The 16,920-nt window shown below is 45.4% G+C and carries 14 protein-coding genes; 3 read left to right on the forward strand and 11 right to left on the reverse strand.

The genetic code is table 11. The annotated features are described in order from the left end of the window. Window positions 1–16: 16 nt before the first annotated feature. The 11 genes from MKY97_RS28925 to rpmH all read right to left on the reverse strand — a co-directional run bounded on the left by MKY97_RS28925 (window position 17) and on the right by rpmH (window position 11,483). The gene (locus MKY97_RS28925; protein ID WP_342553561.1) at window positions 17–1,165 is read right to left on the reverse strand and encodes an aminotransferase class V-fold PLP-dependent enzyme; all 1,149 of its coding nucleotides are present in this window, start codon (window positions 1,163–1,165) and stop codon (window positions 17–19) included. A 139-nt stretch (window positions 1,166–1,304) separates the two neighbouring features. After that, window positions 1,305–2,153, reverse strand: a complete 849-nt coding sequence (locus tag MKY97_RS28930; RefSeq protein ID WP_342553562.1) for a ParB/RepB/Spo0J family partition protein — start codon at window positions 2,151–2,153, stop codon at window positions 1,305–1,307. Continuing rightward, on the reverse strand, window positions 2,146–2,907 hold the full coding sequence (locus MKY97_RS28935; protein ID WP_342553563.1) for an AAA family ATPase: 762 nt from the start codon (window positions 2,905–2,907) through the stop codon (window positions 2,146–2,148). The genes MKY97_RS28930 and MKY97_RS28935 overlap by 8 nt, the downstream gene beginning before the upstream one ends. A gap of 190 nt (window positions 2,908–3,097) precedes the next feature. Next, entirely contained in the window at window positions 3,098–3,916 is an 819-nt protein-coding gene (gene noc / locus MKY97_RS28940) for a nucleoid occlusion protein (protein WP_342553564.1), read from the reverse strand. Between the two features lie 723 nt (window positions 3,917–4,639). Next, entirely contained in the window at window positions 4,640–5,362 is a 723-nt protein-coding gene (gene rsmG, locus MKY97_RS28945) for a 16S rRNA (guanine(527)-N(7))-methyltransferase RsmG (protein ID WP_342553565.1), read from the reverse strand. After that, on the reverse strand, window positions 5,362–7,251 hold the full coding sequence (gene mnmG, locus MKY97_RS28950) for a tRNA uridine-5-carboxymethylaminomethyl(34) synthesis enzyme MnmG (protein WP_342553566.1): 1,890 nt from the start codon (window positions 7,249–7,251) through the stop codon (window positions 5,362–5,364). Before mnmG ends, rsmG begins: the two co-directional genes overlap by 1 nt. A gap of 139 nt (window positions 7,252–7,390) precedes the next feature. Continuing rightward, window positions 7,391–8,767 carry a tRNA uridine-5-carboxymethylaminomethyl(34) synthesis GTPase MnmE gene (gene mnmE / locus MKY97_RS28955; RefSeq protein ID WP_342553567.1) on the reverse strand — a complete coding sequence of 459 codons (1,377 nt, stop codon included), beginning with the start codon at window positions 8,765–8,767 and terminating at the stop codon, window positions 7,391–7,393. Window positions 8,768–9,081: 314 nt separating this feature from the next. Further along, entirely contained in the window at window positions 9,082–9,783 is a 702-nt protein-coding gene (jag, locus tag MKY97_RS28960; protein WP_342553568.1) for an RNA-binding cell elongation regulator Jag/EloR, read from the reverse strand. Then, window positions 9,780–10,658 (reverse strand): YidC/Oxa1 family membrane protein insertase, encoded by an 879-nt coding sequence (locus tag MKY97_RS28965; protein ID WP_342553569.1) that lies wholly within the window; start codon window positions 10,656–10,658, stop codon window positions 9,780–9,782. The genes jag and MKY97_RS28965 overlap by 4 nt, the downstream gene beginning before the upstream one ends. Before the next feature lie 74 nt (window positions 10,659–10,732). Next, window positions 10,733–11,083: a ribonuclease P protein component gene (gene rnpA / locus MKY97_RS28970; RefSeq protein ID WP_342553570.1), complete on the reverse strand. Its 351-nt coding sequence runs from the start codon at window positions 11,081–11,083 to the stop codon at window positions 10,733–10,735. 265 nt (window positions 11,084–11,348) lie between these two features. Next, entirely contained in the window at window positions 11,349–11,483 is a 135-nt protein-coding gene (gene rpmH, locus MKY97_RS28975; RefSeq protein WP_019914530.1) for a 50S ribosomal protein L34, read from the reverse strand. 707 nt (window positions 11,484–12,190) lie between these two features. Between rpmH and MKY97_RS28980 the strand changes: the two genes are divergently transcribed. From MKY97_RS28980 to gntK, 3 genes are all read left to right on the forward strand, one after another. Continuing rightward, complete coding sequence (locus MKY97_RS28980; RefSeq protein WP_342553571.1) at window positions 12,191–12,865, forward strand: GntR family transcriptional regulator; 675 nt, start codon at window positions 12,191–12,193, stop codon at window positions 12,863–12,865. Between the two features lie 361 nt (window positions 12,866–13,226). Next, a complete protein-coding gene (locus MKY97_RS28985) occupies window positions 13,227–14,588 on the forward strand; it encodes a gluconate:H+ symporter (protein WP_342553572.1) in 1,362 nt (453 codons plus the stop codon). A gap of 60 nt (window positions 14,589–14,648) precedes the next feature. Further along, entirely contained in the window at window positions 14,649–16,196 is a 1,548-nt protein-coding gene (gene gntK, locus MKY97_RS28990) for a gluconokinase (protein ID WP_342553573.1), read from the forward strand. The last annotated feature ends 724 nt before the right edge of the window (window positions 16,197–16,920 follow it).

Raw genomic sequence — 16,920 nt, forward strand, 5'->3', positions numbered from 1 at the left:
CGATGTACTTATTTCTTCACGTAGTTAGTTCAATTACTGCCCTAATGAGTTCATCCGCTTCTTGTTTGGTAGAACTGTACCCTACGCTCGCTCGAACAGCTCCAGTCGTTGTCGTACCGGCGGATTCATGTGCAAGCGGTGTGCAGTGGAATCCCGATCGGACCGCAATGCCATAATTCCGATCCAATTTGAACGCGAGCTGAGCCGGATCATATCCTTCAATGACAAAGGATACTAATCCTGTACGCGGCTGTCCAATATCCGGACCCAGCTTTTGAAATCCGTTAATGAAGGAAAGTCCCTCCAGTATATGCTGTGTCAGTTCCCACTCATGCTTGTAGATTACAGCAGGGTTCACAGCAAGCACATGTTTGACTCCTGCACCTAATCCTGCAATACCTATTGTATTCGGGGTTCCTGCTTCATAGCGATCAGGACGCACTTTCGGCTGTTCCACAGCTTCCGATTGGCTTCCTGTTCCTCCATGCAGCAGCGGCTGTACATCAAGATTGGGGGCAATGTACAAACCACCCGTTCCCTGTGGCCCCAGCAAGCCCTTATGTCCTGGAAACGCAAGCATATCAATGCCCATCTGCCCTACTTCTAATGGCATTACTCCTGCACTTTGAGCAGCATCTACCAGCAGCAGCGCCTTATATTTTCGGCACAGCTGTGCAATATCGCTGATTGGCAGAATGCTTCCCAGCAGATTAGAGCTGTGTGTGCACACAACCAAACGGGTATTTTTGCGAAATATCTGTTCCATCGCCTTCAAGTTTATAAGACCGGCAGCATCTACGGATACATAATCAACCTCTATTTTTCCCTGGCTGCGTAGAAACTCAAGCGGCCGTCGAACTGAATTATGCTCCGCCATAGTTGCTATGACATGGTCGCCATCTTGGAGAATTCCCTGAATAGCAAGATTAAGAGCCTCAGTCGTATTCGAGCCAAAAGCGATATCATTAGGATTTTTTATCCCAAACAAGGCAGCTAGATCTTTTCTCGTTTCAAACAATACCCTGCTGGCTTGTACAGCCATACGGTGGCTTCCTCTGCCTGGATTAGCTCCGGCAAACTCGAGCGCATTCATCATGGCCTCCCCAACAGCAGGTGGCTTCGGCCAAGATGTTGCTGCATGATCCAGATAGATGATTTCTCCCATCTTCCTATCACCTCTGCTATTAAGGAATAATTACAGGGTTACACACAAACAAAGAATGACATATCGTTTCTCCAGAATACAGAGGCGATATGTCATGACATGTTTAGCTCTGCATGTTGTTAATGATCCACCTAAGCTGTTACTGTAACAGTTCCAATAACCGTTCGAGATCCTGCTTGCTGTAGTAATTGAGCTCGATTTTACCTTTGTCTTTTTGGCTGTGTTTAATCTTCACTGTCGTTTTGAACCGCTCCCGAAGTGATTCCTCCAAGGTATCGATAAAAGGATCTTTCTTTTTCAACTTGGTTTTGGCCTTTGCCTCACCTGTTTTGGAACGATCCAGCTGTTGAACAGCCTCTTCCAGCTCACGTACACTCCACTGCTGATCAATGGTCTGTTTAGCCAGTTGTTTGACCAGATTTTCATCTTTGATCCCTACAATTGCCCGTGCATGCCCCATCGATAATGTTCCACGTGAAACATATTCTTTCACTTCGTCGGGCAGAGCCAGCAATCGCAGGAAATTAGCAATGTGGGAGCGTGACTTACCTACCTTGACTGACAGCTCTTCCTGAGTCAATGAGAATTGATCCATTAATCCTTGATAGGCTACTGCCACTTCCATCGCATTCAGATTCTCCCGCTGCAGGTTCTCAATCAGCGCAATCTCCATTACCTGCTGGTCATTGAATGTACGGACAACAGCCGGAACAGTAGCGTTTCCGCAGTACTGTGATGCTCTGAACCTGCGCTCGCCTGCAATAATCTCATATCCACGCAGCACAGGACGAACGATAATGGGTTGAATTACACCATGTTGGCGAATGGATTCCGCCAGTTCATGTATTGCTTCCTCATCAAATGCTTTGCGCGGCTGATAAGGGTTAGCCCGCAGTTGGCTAATCGGGATTTCTACGACTTTATCGTCGTCATTAATTGAAAGCGAAGGAATGAGGGCATCAAGTCCTTTTCCGAGCCGCTTACTCATAAGAAATCACTTCCTTTGCGAGCTCTAAATACACTTCCGCTCCTCGGGAACGGGGATCATACGTAATGATGGATTGACCGTGAGATGGTGCCTCACTAAGCCGTACATTGCGCGGAATAATAGTCTGATACACTTTTTGCTGGAAATACTTCTTTACTTCTTCAATAACCTGAATACCGAGATTCGTACGAGCATCAAACATCGTCAGTAACACGCCTTCAATCTGAAGTGATGTATTCAGATGTTTTTGCACTAATCGAACGGTATTCAGCAGCTGACTTAATCCTTCCAGTGCATAGTATTCACATTGAATAGGAATAATCACCGAATCGGAAGCCGTTAACGAATTAATCGTTAACATGCCAAGGGAGGGCGGACAATCAATCAATATATAATCATAATTATTTTTAACCAAGGCGAGTGACTTTTTCAGACGAACTTCTCGCGATATCGTGGATACCAATTCGATTTCGGCTCCGGCAAGTTGAATCGTTGCAGGTATGATATGAAGGCCCTCAATCTGAGTCTCCACAATCGCTTCCTGGGGAGGCACATCATTAATAATGACATCATATATACAATTCGCCACATCTGCTTTATTAATTCCGACTCCGCTCGTTGTATTCCCTTGGGGGTCGATATCGACAAGCAGTACCCGCTTCCCGAGTGAAGCAAGCCCTGCACCCAAGTTAACCGATGTCGTTGTTTTCCCCACACCGCCCTTTTGATTTGCTACGGCCATAATCTTAGACAATACCTTCACCTCAAATAAAATAGGAGTCTTTTCTTGTAGGTTGTGAGTTGCAGTTAACAAAAAGCAGGCGGCCATCCGCACACGAACAACAATTACCGTTTCCAGATCCAAACGATATGTTTAGTTCATGTCACATGACATACATACTGTTTAGACAGAAAAAGCGGCCCATTGCCGCCTGAAGCTTCAATTATTTGCGTTTTGGAATATGAATAACGATCTCGTAGTGATCCTCATGATCGGCTTCTTTCGTTTTGATATCCATACCCGAACCTGTCACCATATCAATTGATTGACGAATCGTATTAAGTGCCAGTCTTACATCTTTAGTGAATGAAATCCGTTTGGATTTTTTGATTTTGGAAGCTTCTTTATAAAAGGCAACACGTGCCTCCGTCTGCTTCACATTCAATTCCTTGTCGATAATCTCGCCCAGCAGCTTTAATTGAAGCTCCTCCGTATCCAGGGATAACAAGGCTCTTGCATGGCGTTCGGATATTTTCCGTTCCATCAATGCTGTCTTCACACCTTCAGGAAGCTGCAGCAGCCGAATTTTATTGGCGATCGTGGACTGACTTTTGCCAAGCCGCTGAGCAAGGCTCTCCTGAGTCAGTTGATGCAGGTCAATCAGCTTTTGGTAAGCAACCGCTTCCTCAATCGATGTTAAGCCTTCACGCTGCAGGTTCTCAATCAGAGCAATGGATGCTGCCTGAGAATCATTAAATTCGCGTACAATAGCCGGAATATGCTCAAGGCCCAATTTGCGAACAGCACGCCACCTGCGTTCCCCTGCAATGATCTCATAAGATCCATTCCGAACACGCACAACAATGGGTTGAATGACACCGTGTGTTTTGATCGTCTGCAGCAGTTCATCAATTTTATCATCATCAAAAATAGTACGGGGTTGGTATGGACTGCTCACAATTTCATTAACCGGGACCTGTTTAATCTCATCTCCGTTATTGCGCTCCGCCAAACCAAACAACTTCGAAAATTGTTCTTTCATTCCGTAGATTACCACCTAGTTTCGTAATAGCTCCTGCTTGGTCAGCAGGTGCTTCTTATTCCATAAGCGAGGCTTCACATTCATCGTTCCTGAAATAAGTTATGCCATTTTGTATGTCCTGCTGCTGAGCAGCATTAAAAGCTTAAGTATCTATTTATATGAACTAATCGTTGATCGCTGTTTACGCAGGATCTGATACTTCTATTCTATCATCTTTTTCTCCATAATCCTATGTTTACCTATTCTTTAAAGTCTCCTAATTTTCCTGCTTTCTTTGATGAATATCCGGAAGTTTATACCTATATTATTTTACGCAAATTGGAATCTGGACGTCCGCTTTAGATATTCTGTGATAATACAACTCGGACACTTCTGTTTATTGAGTTTTGATAGATTTCTTGTTTTGCTAGAGAGAGATAGTTATATGCCTTTGATTAAAACTATTCTTCACGAATTTAGAAAGCTTGCGCTCAGAAAGTTCCGCTTTATTTAGGTATAAGTCCTCTTTACTTTGGTGCAAAAAGAATGAACCATTCAATTTAGAAAATTCATATCATCATATTTATAGTTCTGATTCTAATCTTCTCTCCACCCTGATCTGCTCAAATTTAATTATTTCGTGGTAAAACAAAAAAAGGGATGTTTCACGTGAAACATCCCTTTTTTCTGATCCTTATACTTTAAAACATGATTTGATCCCTTATCCAGTTGTCCATAATGCCCCTAAACAAGTGGCGTTTTAAGCGGAGTCCCTGGTTTACGGGGATACTTATGGGGTGTCTTATCAAATTTCTGTATCAAAATGATATGACGTTCCGATTCCTCTACCGGCAGCTGGAATGGATGAACTGCCTTCACCCTTCCTTTCAGCTGATTAAAGCTGTATTCTGCTTCCTTCATTTCATCACGCGGGTCTCCACCCTTCATGGCAGCGAACATACCGCTTTTACGTACAAAAGGAAGACAGAATTCATTCAGCACAGCCAGCTTGGCTACCGCACGAGCAGTAACCAGATCATAGCTGTCCCGATATCCTTCTTTACGTCCCAATTCCTCCGCACGGCCATGGATCAACTCTACCTGTTCAAGACCAAGTGTATCGACCACATGCTGCAGAAAACCAATCCGTTTATTCAATGAGTCAATAATCGTAAGCTGGATATGAGGAAAACAAATCTTCAGCGGCAGCCCTGGGAATCCAGCACCCGACCCAATGTCTGCCAGTTTGTTCACTTTGGTCATATCCGTATAAAATGCCAGCGATACCGAATCATAAAAATGCTTCGTATAAACCTGCTCACGATCGGTGATACCGGTAAGATTCATTTTTTCATTCCAGGATACCAGCTCTTTATAATACAGTTCGAACTGTTCCAGTTGGAGCTCGCCAACTTCCAAACCATGCTCCTTCAAGCGCAGCTGCAGCTGCTGTTGAATATCGTCCATTATTGTCCCCTTGCTGCGGTAACGCGATTATAATGCTCCAGATAGACGAGCAAAATGGAGATATCCGCTGGTGTAACGCCTGCAATACGGGATGCCTGACCAATTGAAATCGGGCGAATCTTTGCCAGCTTCTGCTTGGCTTCCATCGCAAGTCCATGAATCTCATCGTATACGATCGTATCTGGAATTTTCTTTTTCTCCATTTTCAGCAAACGTTCCACGTGGATCAATTGTTTCTCGATATAACCGGCATATTTAATTTGAATTTCAACTTGTTCCTTCATATCCGCAGTCAGTTCCACTTCGGAAGGAGATACCTGCTCGATCCAGTCATAGCCGATCTCCGGGCGGCGCATCAGATTGAGAAGTGTGCTTCCGTCCTGAATCGGAGTTGAACCGATCTCCTCCAGTTTGGCGTTAACCTCAACAGGGCGAACCTTTGCCTCTTTGAGACGTACAATCTCCTGCTCCACTTTTGCTTTTTTATCCAGGAAAGCCGCATAACGTTCTTCGGTAATCAGTCCAATGTCATGACCAATCTCTGTAAGACGCATATCTGCATTGTCGTGACGGAGCAGCAGACGATACTCGGCGCGAGATGTCAGCAGACGATACGGTTCATTCGTACCTTTTGTAACGAGATCATCGATGAGTACACCAATGTAACCTTGGGAACGATCAAGCACAATAGCCTCTTTGCCCTGTACTTTACGTGCTGCATTGATACCAGCCATGACCCCTTGACCCGCTGCTTCCTCATATCCCGATGTACCATTAATCTGACCTGCTGTGAACAGTCCTGGCAGGCGTTTAGTCTCGAGAGATGGCCACAGCTGCGTGGGAACCATCGCATCATATTCGATCGCGTAACCATTACGCATCATTTCGACCTTCTCCATACCTGGAATTGAGCGAAGAACAGCAAGCTGTACGTCCTCTGGCAGACTTGTAGATAGACCTTGTACATAATACTCGGATGTATTTTTGCCTTCCGGCTCCAGGAAGATCTGATGTTTCGGCTTATCGCTGAAACGCACAATTTTGTCCTCAATGGATGGGCAGTAACGCGGCCCTGTTCCTTCGATCACCCCAGAGAACATCGGCGCACGATGCAGGTTATCATTAATAATCTGATGTGTCTCTACTGAAGTATAGGTCAGCCAGCAGGGCAGCTGCTCATTCGTGGAGGATTTTGTCTCATAGGAAAAGAATTTCGGCTCGTCATCGCCGGGCTGGATTTCGGTTTTGCTAAAATCAATCGTATCCTTATGCACACGCGGGGGTGTGCCTGTTTTGAAACGCACAAGCTCGAAGCCCAGCTCACGCAGATGCTCCGACAATTTAAGCGATGGCTGCTGATTATTAGGTCCGCTCTCGTACATCAGCTCACCCATAATGACTTTACCCCGCAGGTATGTGCCGGTTGTCAGAACTACTGCTTTGGCACGATACTCTGTACCTGTTTGGGTAACAACACCAACGCACTGATCATTTTCAACAAGGAGGCGATCCACCATGCCCTGACGCATTGTCAGATTTGGTTCTTTCTCCATCGTTTCCTTCATTGTATGCTGATAAGAGAATTTGTCAGCCTGTGCACGCAGTGCATGAACTGCGGGTCCTTTCCCCGTATTCAGCATTCGCATCTGGATAAACGTTTTATCGATATTCCGTCCCATTTCTCCGCCAAGTGCATCAATTTCCCGTACAACGTGTCCTTTTGCCGGTCCCCCTATGGATGGGTTACAAGGCATGAATGCCACCATGTCAAGGTTGATCGTAATCATCAGCGTCTTGGAGCCCATCCGGGCTGCTGCAAGCGCCGACTCTACACCGGCGTGTCCTGCACCAACGACGATGACATCATAACTGCCGCCATCAAAAGCCATGTTTATTTCCTCCTTATTTTGCTTTTATCTATATAAAACCAAACTTCCTGGCAACAACATCATTCCATCCTTTGACAACGGGCAGAAATTGTACCTTTCCATCATACACGACAAATCCCATGATTGTACGGTATATGATTTACTTTCCTAGACAGAACTGGGAGAAAATTTGATCAATTAAAGCATCATGAGCTGTATCTCCCACAATCTCTCCCAGCTGCTCCCATGCCAACCGAACATCAATCTGAATCATATCAATCGGAACAAACTGATCGGCTGCTTCATACGCATCGATCAGTGATTGCTTCGCCTTCTTCAGCAGGGCTATATGACGAACATTGCTGACATATGTCAAATCTGCAGATTCCAACTTTCCACTGAAGAACAGTGTTGAGATGGCTTCTTCCAATCGATCAACACCCTGATCATCCTTTACTGACATCGGAACAAGCCGCTCCTCAGGAACATAACGAAGCAGGATGTCTCGGTCAATCTGAGGCGTTAAGTCCATTTTATTCATAATGATAATTGATTGTCTACCGCGGATTTGTTCCAGTAATTCGATCTCATCCTGGTGGAGCGGCTCAGCCGCATTGACGACCATCAGAATTAAATCTGCATCGTTCACAGCAGAGCGCGAACGTTCTACCCCGATCTTCTCAACGACGTCCATCGTCTCCCGAATACCTGCAGTATCGAGCAGCTTCAAAGGGATATTGTTAATGGTAATAAACTCTTCGATAACATCCCGCGTTGTGCCCGGAATATCCGTGACAATGGCCCGATTATCTTGTGCAAGTGTATTCATTAGAGAAGATTTACCGACATTAGGCCTTCCGACAATAGCAGTTGTAATACCTTCGCGTAAGATTTTACCTTGTTCCGCCGTCGTCAGCAATTTATCGATTTCAGTCATAACTTCGCTGGATTTTTCCTTAATAAAATCGGATGTCAAGGATTCCACATCATGTTCGGGGTAATCGATATTGACTTCAATGTGAGCCAGCGTCTCAACCAGTGTATGTCTCAGATCACGCAGTTTGGAGGAGAGCTTGCCTTCTACCTGCTTCAGCGCTACCGAGAATGCACGATCCGATTTTGAACGAATAAGATCCATGACGCCTTCCGCCTGAGACAAGTCAATTCGCCCATTCAGAAAGGCCCGCTTGGTGAATTCACCCGGTTCAGCGAGACGGATATTGAGCTGCAGCAGCAGGTCCATTACCCGTTTAACGGATACGACCCCACCATGTGCACTAATCTCGACTACATCCTCTGTGGTGAATGAACGAGGCGCACGCATCACCGTTACCAGCACCTCTTCTACTTTTTCTCCACTGACGGGATCGATAATGTGGCCGTAATGGACTGTATGGGATGATGCCTGGCTCAACGGTGTTTTGCTGCGAAAAATTTTCTCCGTCTCTGCTACTGCATCCGGCCCGCTGACCCGAATAACAGCAATGCCGGCTTCACCGACCGCTGTAGATATCGCGGTAATCGTATCGCTAATCATTATGATCTCTCCTGACTTCTCTATAATCAATGGTCATCCAGCCTTTGTTCTGGCGAATGCCAACATGTATTCAATTCTAATAGGACAGCAGCAAATTAAATTTAAAATTTTCAGCTTAATCCTAACCTGCATTTATTCATTGAAATCCATTATCTCTAGTTAAAGGTACAGATGATTCTTTCATCGTTTTTTTATAATTATGACTTGTGTCAAATGTTAAGGAACAACAAATATAATGTAGAAACTTAGCTTCTGTACGAAAAAAGCAATGGCTTCTGCATCGTGCAGGAAGCCATTGCGTCTTCAATTGCGTGTTATTTCAACGTAATAACCACACGCCGATTGGGCTCCTCGCCCTTACTTAATGTCTTAATCTGCGGGTGATTTTGCAGCTTGGCATGAATCACTTTACGTTCAAGCGGCGGCATCGGTTCAAGAACAACTTCCTTGCCTGTGCGGATGGCTTGTCCAGCTAATCGTTCAGCTAAATCCTCCAGCGTTTTCCGCCGGCGCTGACGGAAATTTTCGGCGTCAAGTACGATGCGTACGAAGCTTTCCGAGTAGCGGTTAGCCACGATATTGGTCAGATATTGAAGAGCATCCAGCGTTTGTCCACGTCGTCCAATAATCATACCGAGGTCTTCTCCGGAAATATTGAAAAGATGGCCATCCCGCTGCTTTTTGATATGCACTTCTACATCCAACCCCATACCTGCCGCAACTTCTTTCAAAAATGCAGCCGCTTCTTCATAGGGATTATGGACTGCTGCACCCTCAAGTACTGCATCAATCTCGGCTTCAGGTGCGGCTGGTTTGATCGGCTGTATTACAGCTTCAGGTACTGGCAGCAGCTTTACTTCAACTTTGGCAGCCTTCACCCCGAACAAACCCAGGAATCCTTTTGACGGCTGCTCTAACACTTGTATCTCGACCTTGTCCCGGCTTACGCCAAGCTCAGCCAATCCTTGGTTTACAGCATCTTCAACGGTTTTTCCTGACGTAATGACTTTGGTCATTTCGATTTTTTGGCCCCTTTCGACCCTTTCCCAGAGACAGTTGCTCTGCCACCGTTTTTGCGTTTAGCTCCATTTTTGGAAGAGCTGCTCTGCTTCACGTTGACCTCGGCCACAACTTTATCATTATTCCGGTAAAGGAAATAGTTTTGCACGATCGTGTAGATATTACTGTAGAACCAGTAAAGCGGCAGGGCTGATGGGAACTGATACGACATAACGAAAATCAAAATCGGATACACCCACAGCATGAACTGCATTGGACCAATTTGCTGTGAAGGATTCATACGCATCATCATCCACGTTTGGATAAATGTTGTGATGGCGGCCAGCACTGGCAAAATAAACAGGTGGTCCGGTGCTCCAAGCTGAAGCCATAAGAAATCATGGGTTCTTAGACTGGAGTTTCCGTAAATGGAGTTATAAAGTGCGATGTAAATCGGCATCTGAATCAGAAGCGGCAGACAACCCGCCATCGGATTAACTTTGTTCTCCTGAAACAGCTTCATCGTTTCTTGCTGGACTTTCTCAGGTGTATCTTTATACTTGGCTTGAATCTCCTTCAGCTGCGGCTGAATGGCCTGCATTGCTTTGGAGCTGCGGACCTGTTTCATTGTTAGTGGCAAAATCAAAGTCCGGACAATAAGCACCATCACAAGGACAGCTAGTCCATATTCACCGCTAAACCAATTGGCAAATGTATCGAGCGCCAGTGAGAACCAGTACACAACATTGGCCTGCCAAAAAGAATCACTATTCTTCAGATCTTCCGTTGTAACCCCGGCACCTTGCGGAGTACACCCGGCGAGTACAGTGACCATTGCAAGGATTGCAATGAGGAGAATCCACTTCCCCTTAGATGTCTTCAATCGCGACACTTCATAACCCCTCTCTTAACCATTCCATTCCACCGTAAATCATACCATAATTAGGAGGACAAATAAACCGAAGCTTACCGCTTGCACGACTTCAAAAGTGAGGCTTTACGCAGCACATGCAGCAGACTTTTTTCCATTTCCTTATAGGACATGTTGAGTGCCCCTTTGCGAACAATGAAAATTAAATCCATCTGCGTAACAATCTCCTGCTCATGATGACGTACAATTTCCTTGATCATGCGTCTCATCCGGTTACGCACGACAGCGTTTCCGATTTTTTTGCTGCATGATACGCCCACCCGGAATTGTTCCGTATCTTTACGGCGGCAGCCATACACCACGAATTGATGATTGGCAAACGATTTTCCATACCGATATACGCGGCTAAAATCCGCCCGGTTTCGCAGACGCAATCTTTTATACACGGCGCTTCTCCTTGCTGTCCCCCATCCACGTTGTTGACGGAGGCCTCATTACTGATTTAGTATAGACTTTCTTGATCGACGGTAAACCGCCCGGCTGACAAATATATATAAGGTAAGTTTCCGAAAAAGGGAAACATCATCAACACTAACGACTGGCTGGCTGACCAGCTTCTTTACAGCCTGACTAGGGATGAATCGCACAGTAAAAAGTTTGAATCATCCCGACTTAAGAAAAAAAAGACCACCTCGGTGGTCTTCAGATGCATTAAGCACTCAGGACTTTACGGCCTTTCAGGCGACGTGCAGCCAAAACTTTACGGCCGTTTTTCGTGCTCATTCTTTTACGGAAACCATGAACTTTTTTACGTTTGCTAACGTTCGGTTTGAATGTAGGTCTCAATGTATTGCACCTCCTTACAAGGAAATACTTATGTGATGAATCCTTTTCATCTTCACAGAAAACACCTTTATATATTTAATCATGTTCATTTGGAAAAGTCAACTGTAAAGCTCCGCCACTCTCCCTCTTTTTCATATGCTTTCCAGCGTCCTACATTAATCCTGATCCAGCACGGCTCTTTTCTCCCCGACACGACCCAAAAAAACAAAAAAGTTATCCCCAATTTTTCAATTCACTCTTGTTCCATTCATCCATTTCGGGTTATCCACATTCGGGCATCAGACTGTAATTCTTCTATATCTGTTTGAAGTTATTCACATGTGGATAAAAAATATTAGATTAGGTTTAGTAAAAAACGCTGGGCATTGTATCCGCTTTAATGTGAAGGTTTACAAGATTTTAAGAAAGGTGTAGGATGAAAAATATCTTGTATACAAGTATACCTACTGCATTTATGGACCTTGTCTTTATTTTCGTACAGTGTACTTAAGTAACTATTGGGCTTAATCGTATCAAGAATAGAACACGATTCGTCGATGAACTGGTCACAACATCAAGTTGTAAACTTGAACCTGAGCGCAGCGCTTAAGCTTCAGCCGCATCCTGATACAGATCTGATACTGCAATGAATAGGCGGCAGTGCTGGGCTGACAAACATTATGCTATGATCATACTGTAAGGAATATTTAATTAGGAGCGTTAGCCATATGCAGTTTCCATCTTCCTGGCTTCAAGGGGCATCTCGCGGTGAAGCCATCGCATGCGAGTTAAGGCTGAGAATTATTAACGGGACACTCAAGCCTGGAGAAATATTGTCCGAAAATCGAATTGCTGCCGATTTCGACAGCAGTCGCTCGCCTGTTCGCGAAGCGCTAAGAACATTGTCTAATGAAGGGCTGATTCGCCTTGAACGGATGGGTGTTGTGATCCTTGGCCTGAATATGAAGGATGTCGAAGAACTCTATGATGTCCGTTTTCTTATTGAGAGCTTCGTGCAGCAGCGGCTGGCGGCTGATGTGCCTCCATTGTTAATCACACAGCTGGGCAATATTATCGACAAAATGCAGCTTGCGGGGAAACATCAGGACGCTGTCGAATTCGCCTATCAGGATCTCACGTTTCATGAGACGATCGTCGAGGCAGCAGGACATTCCCGCATATCGCATCTATGGAAGAGCATTCGATATGTAGTCATGACGGTTATGCTGCTCACCACACGCAGAGTGTTCGCTCAAGGTGATTCTAAAGTAAGCGCTGTAATCGATAAGCATCGCTCACTTGCTGCAGCCCTGCAATCGGGCGATAAGCTTCTGATCCAAGCCGGTGTGCGTACCTATTTTAAAGACTCGGGTCAGACGCTGCATGAAAGCTTTGAGCTCTGAAGAAGTCATGTAAATGAGCACATCACTGCTGACAGCCTGTGAAGTGGAGTTGAAATTGCAGCCCTTAGCCGGCATCAGGTTTATAATTTGAAGCAGCAGTTTGGTGACCATACAGCTCGCAATCAATCCAGAGTGAATGATTGCCGTCCAACTTGTCGACAAGTATACAAAATGCGATTTCTTTTATTTTGGGGCAAGCTAAAGCTGATTTCTCCTATTTCATGTTAGTCTACAGTCTTGATAAGCAGACCACCATTGTTGAAGCAGGACACTGCGTGCTGAGAGCTGCATGCAGTACGGAAATCTTAAATTTTCTATTACATGTAAGCGTTTATATCCATCAAAAAGGAGTAATTACATCATGAGCACTATTTTCGGATTATCCCATAATACCTCACTGCTGGTTTGGACATTGATCACCATCATCTTCCTGATCCTATTAATCTCCAAATATAAGTGGAACCCGTTCATTACCCTTTTATTATCTGCATTAATGCTTGGTTTACTTGCTGGAATGAAACCTGCTGATGTGATTTCATCTATTACCAGCGGATTAGGCGGCACATTAGGCACGATCGCCATCGTCATCGGACTAGGTACCATGCTTGGTAAAATGATGGCTGAATCTGGAGGAGCGGAGCAAATTGCAACCACCCTTGTAGACCGGTTTGGTGTGAAGCGAGTGCACTGGGCGATGATGATTGTTGGATTTATTGTGGGTATACCCGTGTTCTTCGAAGTAGGCGTTATCCTCATGATTCCCATTATTTTTACCGTGGCCCGTAAAACCAACATGTCCTTACTACAGATTGGAATACCTATTCTGGCTGGTTTATCAACGGTACATGGACTTGTTCCGCCGCATCCGGCACCGATGATTGCGATTGAAGCCTTCAACGCGGATCTGGGGAAAACAATTCTGTACTCTTTAGTTGTAGGTATCCCTACTGCAATTATTGCTGGACCTGTATTCGGTAAATTTATTGGCAAAAGAATTCACACCGAACCACCAGCTGAACTCGCTGAACAGTTCTCGGCTGCGAAAAACAGCAGTTTGCCCGGATTTGGTATTACGCTGTTTACTATTCTGCTGCCAGTCATTCTGATGCTGATCGGCTCGATTGCGAACATTGTTGATCCTGATGCAGTAAGTGGTTTTACTGTCTTTAGTGCATTTATCGGCAATGAGATTATTGCGCTCTTGATCTCTGTTGTCTTTGCCCTCTTTTCACTCGGCTTTGCCCGTGGGTTCACCAAACATGATATTTCCCGCTTCACCAGCGAGTTTTTGGCACCTACAGCTACCATCATTCTCATTATTGGCGGCGGTGGAGCTTTCAAGCAGGTGCTGATTAACAGCGGGGTTGGTGATGCCATTGCAGCATTCGCCACAAATGCACACATTAACGTCATTCTGTTTGCTTGGCTTGTAGCTGCCCTCATTCGTGTTGCCACGGGTTCAGCTACGGTTGCCATGACTACAGCTGCTGGAATCGTTGCTCCGGTACTCGCTCTTACACCAGGAGCTAACATTGAGCTGGTTGTACTTGCTACAGGCGCAGGGTCACTTGTTCTGTCTCATGTGAACGATGCGGGCTTCTGGATGATCAAGGAATTTTTCAATATGAGTGTGGCACAGACCCTCAAGACGTGGACCGTTATGGAAACACTACTTTCTGTGGTCGGACTGATTTTTATTTTGCTGTTGAGTACAGTCGTATAAATGAAAGCTCTCATCATTTTCTCATGATAAAAAAGTGTTAAAGAAAGAAGGATCGATGTAATGGCCAACTATATGATTGGAATCGATATCGGCACAACCAGTACCAAATCCGTGTTATTCACAGAGCAGGGCGAAGTAATCACCACATCTACTCAGGAATATCCGCTCTATACTCCTGCACCGGATGTTGCAGAACAAGACCCCGAAGAGATTTTACAAGCAGCCGTACGCTCTGTATACGGAGTAATGATTCAGAGTGGAGTTTCCGCTGACCAGATTCTCTTTGTCTCCTGCAGCTCAGCCATGCACAGTGTCATTGCCATGGATCAACAGGGCCATCCGCTTACGCGCTGTATCACTTGGGCAGACAATCGAAGTGCTCCCTGGTCAGCTAAACTGCAGGAAAACGGTGTCGGCCATCGGATCTACCTGCGAACAGGCACCCCCATTCATCCCATGTCACCCCTGACCAAATTGATGTGGATGCGCCATGACGAACCTGAACTGTTTCAGCGCACGGCTAAATTTATTTCGATTAAAGAGTACCTGTTCTTCCGTCTATTTGGACAATATGTTGTCGATCATTCCATTGCTTCCTGCACTGGGCTGCTCAATCTCGAAAAGCTGGACTGGGATGAGGAAGCGCTGGACATTGCAGGCATTACACCGAATCAATTGTCGAAGCTTGTACCGACTACTTATACAATAGAGGGAATGCATCCCGAATGGGCTGAAAAAATGGCACTCTCCCCTTCTACGCCCTTTGTGATCGGCGCAAGTGACGGGGTGCTGTCCAACCTTGGTGTTAACGCCATCCAGCCAGGTGTTGTTGCAGCAACCATCGGTACCAGCGGAGCCATTCGTACCGTAGTTGATCGACCGATAACAGACCCGAAAGGACGAACGTTTTGTTACGCGCTGACCGAAAAACTCTGGGTCGTCGGCGGACCTGTCAATAACGGCGGCATGCTTTTCCGCTGGGTCCGGGATGAGTTCGCGGCTTCCGAAGTGGAAACAGCCAAGCGCCTTGGCATCAACTCCTATGATGTATTGACCAAAATAGCCGAACGTGTTCCGCCCGGTTCGGAAGGGCTGCTGTTCCATCCGTACCTTTCGGGCGAACGTGCTCCTCTCTGGAATCCGGATGCACGCGGGTCCTTTTTTGGCCTGACCCTTCACCACAAGAAGGAACACATGATTCGTGCAGTACTTGAAGGGGTTATTTTCAATCTTTATACCGTTCTGCTCGCAATGGAAGAACAGATCGGACAGCCCACCTCCATTCAAGCTACGGGTGGTTTTGCACGCTCACCGTTATGGCGGCAGATGATGTCCGATATCTTTAATCAGGAAGTAGTTGTGCCTGAAAGCTTCGAAAGCTCTTGTCTCGGCGCGGTAGTTCTGGGTCTTTATGCCACAGGACGAATCAAGTCCCTTGATGCTGTTTCTTCTATGGTAGGTACAACTCATCGGCATAAACCAGTCAAAGGACATGCCACCCTCTACCAGGAACTGCTGCCGATCTACATTCGTATTTCACGCAAACTGGAAGAGGAATATGCTGATATCGCAGCTTTCCAACGTAAAGTGTCTAAACATCTTCTGTAAGCAGAGGAAGGCCCCGCAGCCCAAAATCGGCTGCGGGGCCTTCCTCTTTTTGATCACATTTCCCGTCTAACTGTATGTACAAAGACACATCTGCTTCTATATAAGCACCTCTGACACTTCCACGCCACCTATTCATTCCTATTCCTCAACCTATTATGATGAAGCTCGCAAGAACAGCACCCTGTAAAATCAATCTCCCTCTACTACACCGCAGCACCTCATGAGGTAGATACCCATCCCTTGCATCTGCTCATTTCTCCACCTATCTACTTTGATTTCAGTTTCTGTTATCCACAGCAAGGTTATTCACATTCCGGGATCACTTTTGCACACAATTTAGCAGCTTTCGACGGATATCCTGTGTATAAAATATTTGGCCCCTTTAGGTCATGCTGTCGAAAATTAAACAATTTATAAACAATATATTGTGTTGTGACTAAAAATTATACACAAGTTATTGAATTTGTGGATAAAATCTCGCCATACGTTGAAATGCGGGGCTTCTTTTGCTATGATTGTATTACTTTTGGATGTGAATATGTGATCTGACCCATAATATTATCAACAGCCTGTGGATAAAGTTGTGAACAATTTTCCGTTGTTCCTTCTTTTTTTGTTTTTGAACTGCGGGGGTTTGGGGATAAATTCCGGCAATATATCTCGAATTTCGACACTGCATCATGGCTTAAGCCACACTTGGAACATGTAAAAGGAGTGACAGTCT

Origin of the sequence: Paenibacillus sp. FSL R7-0652, from assembly GCF_038595045.1 — a bacterium.
Taxonomy (GTDB): domain Bacteria; phylum Bacillota; class Bacilli; order Paenibacillales; family Paenibacillaceae; genus Paenibacillus.

Coding starts and splice junctions, on each gene's coding strand:
- MKY97_RS28925 (WP_342553561.1), bottom strand. CDS start 1,165: ATGGGAGAAATCATCTATCTGGATCATGCAGCAACATCTTGGCCGAAG.
- MKY97_RS28930 (WP_342553562.1), bottom strand. CDS start 2,153: ATGAGTAAGCGGCTCGGAAAAGGACTTGATGCCCTCATTCCTTCGCTT.
- noc (WP_342553564.1), bottom strand. CDS start 3,916: ATGAAAGAACAATTTTCGAAGTTGTTTGGTTTGGCGGAGCGCAATAAC.
- rsmG (WP_342553565.1), bottom strand. CDS start 5,362: ATGGACGATATTCAACAGCAGCTGCAGCTGCGCTTGAAGGAGCATGGT.
- mnmG (WP_342553566.1), bottom strand. CDS start 7,251: ATGGCTTTTGATGGCGGCAGTTATGATGTCATCGTCGTTGGTGCAGGA.
- mnmE (WP_342553567.1), bottom strand. CDS start 8,767: ATGATTAGCGATACGATTACCGCGATATCTACAGCGGTCGGTGAAGCC.
- jag (WP_342553568.1), bottom strand. CDS start 9,783: ATGACCAAAGTCATTACGTCAGGAAAAACCGTTGAAGATGCTGTAAAC.
- MKY97_RS28980 (WP_342553571.1), top strand. CDS start 12,191: ATGCAGTTTCCATCTTCCTGGCTTCAAGGGGCATCTCGCGGTGAAGCC.
- MKY97_RS28985 (WP_342553572.1), top strand. CDS start 13,227: ATGAGCACTATTTTCGGATTATCCCATAATACCTCACTGCTGGTTTGG.
- gntK (WP_342553573.1), top strand. CDS start 14,649: ATGGCCAACTATATGATTGGAATCGATATCGGCACAACCAGTACCAAA.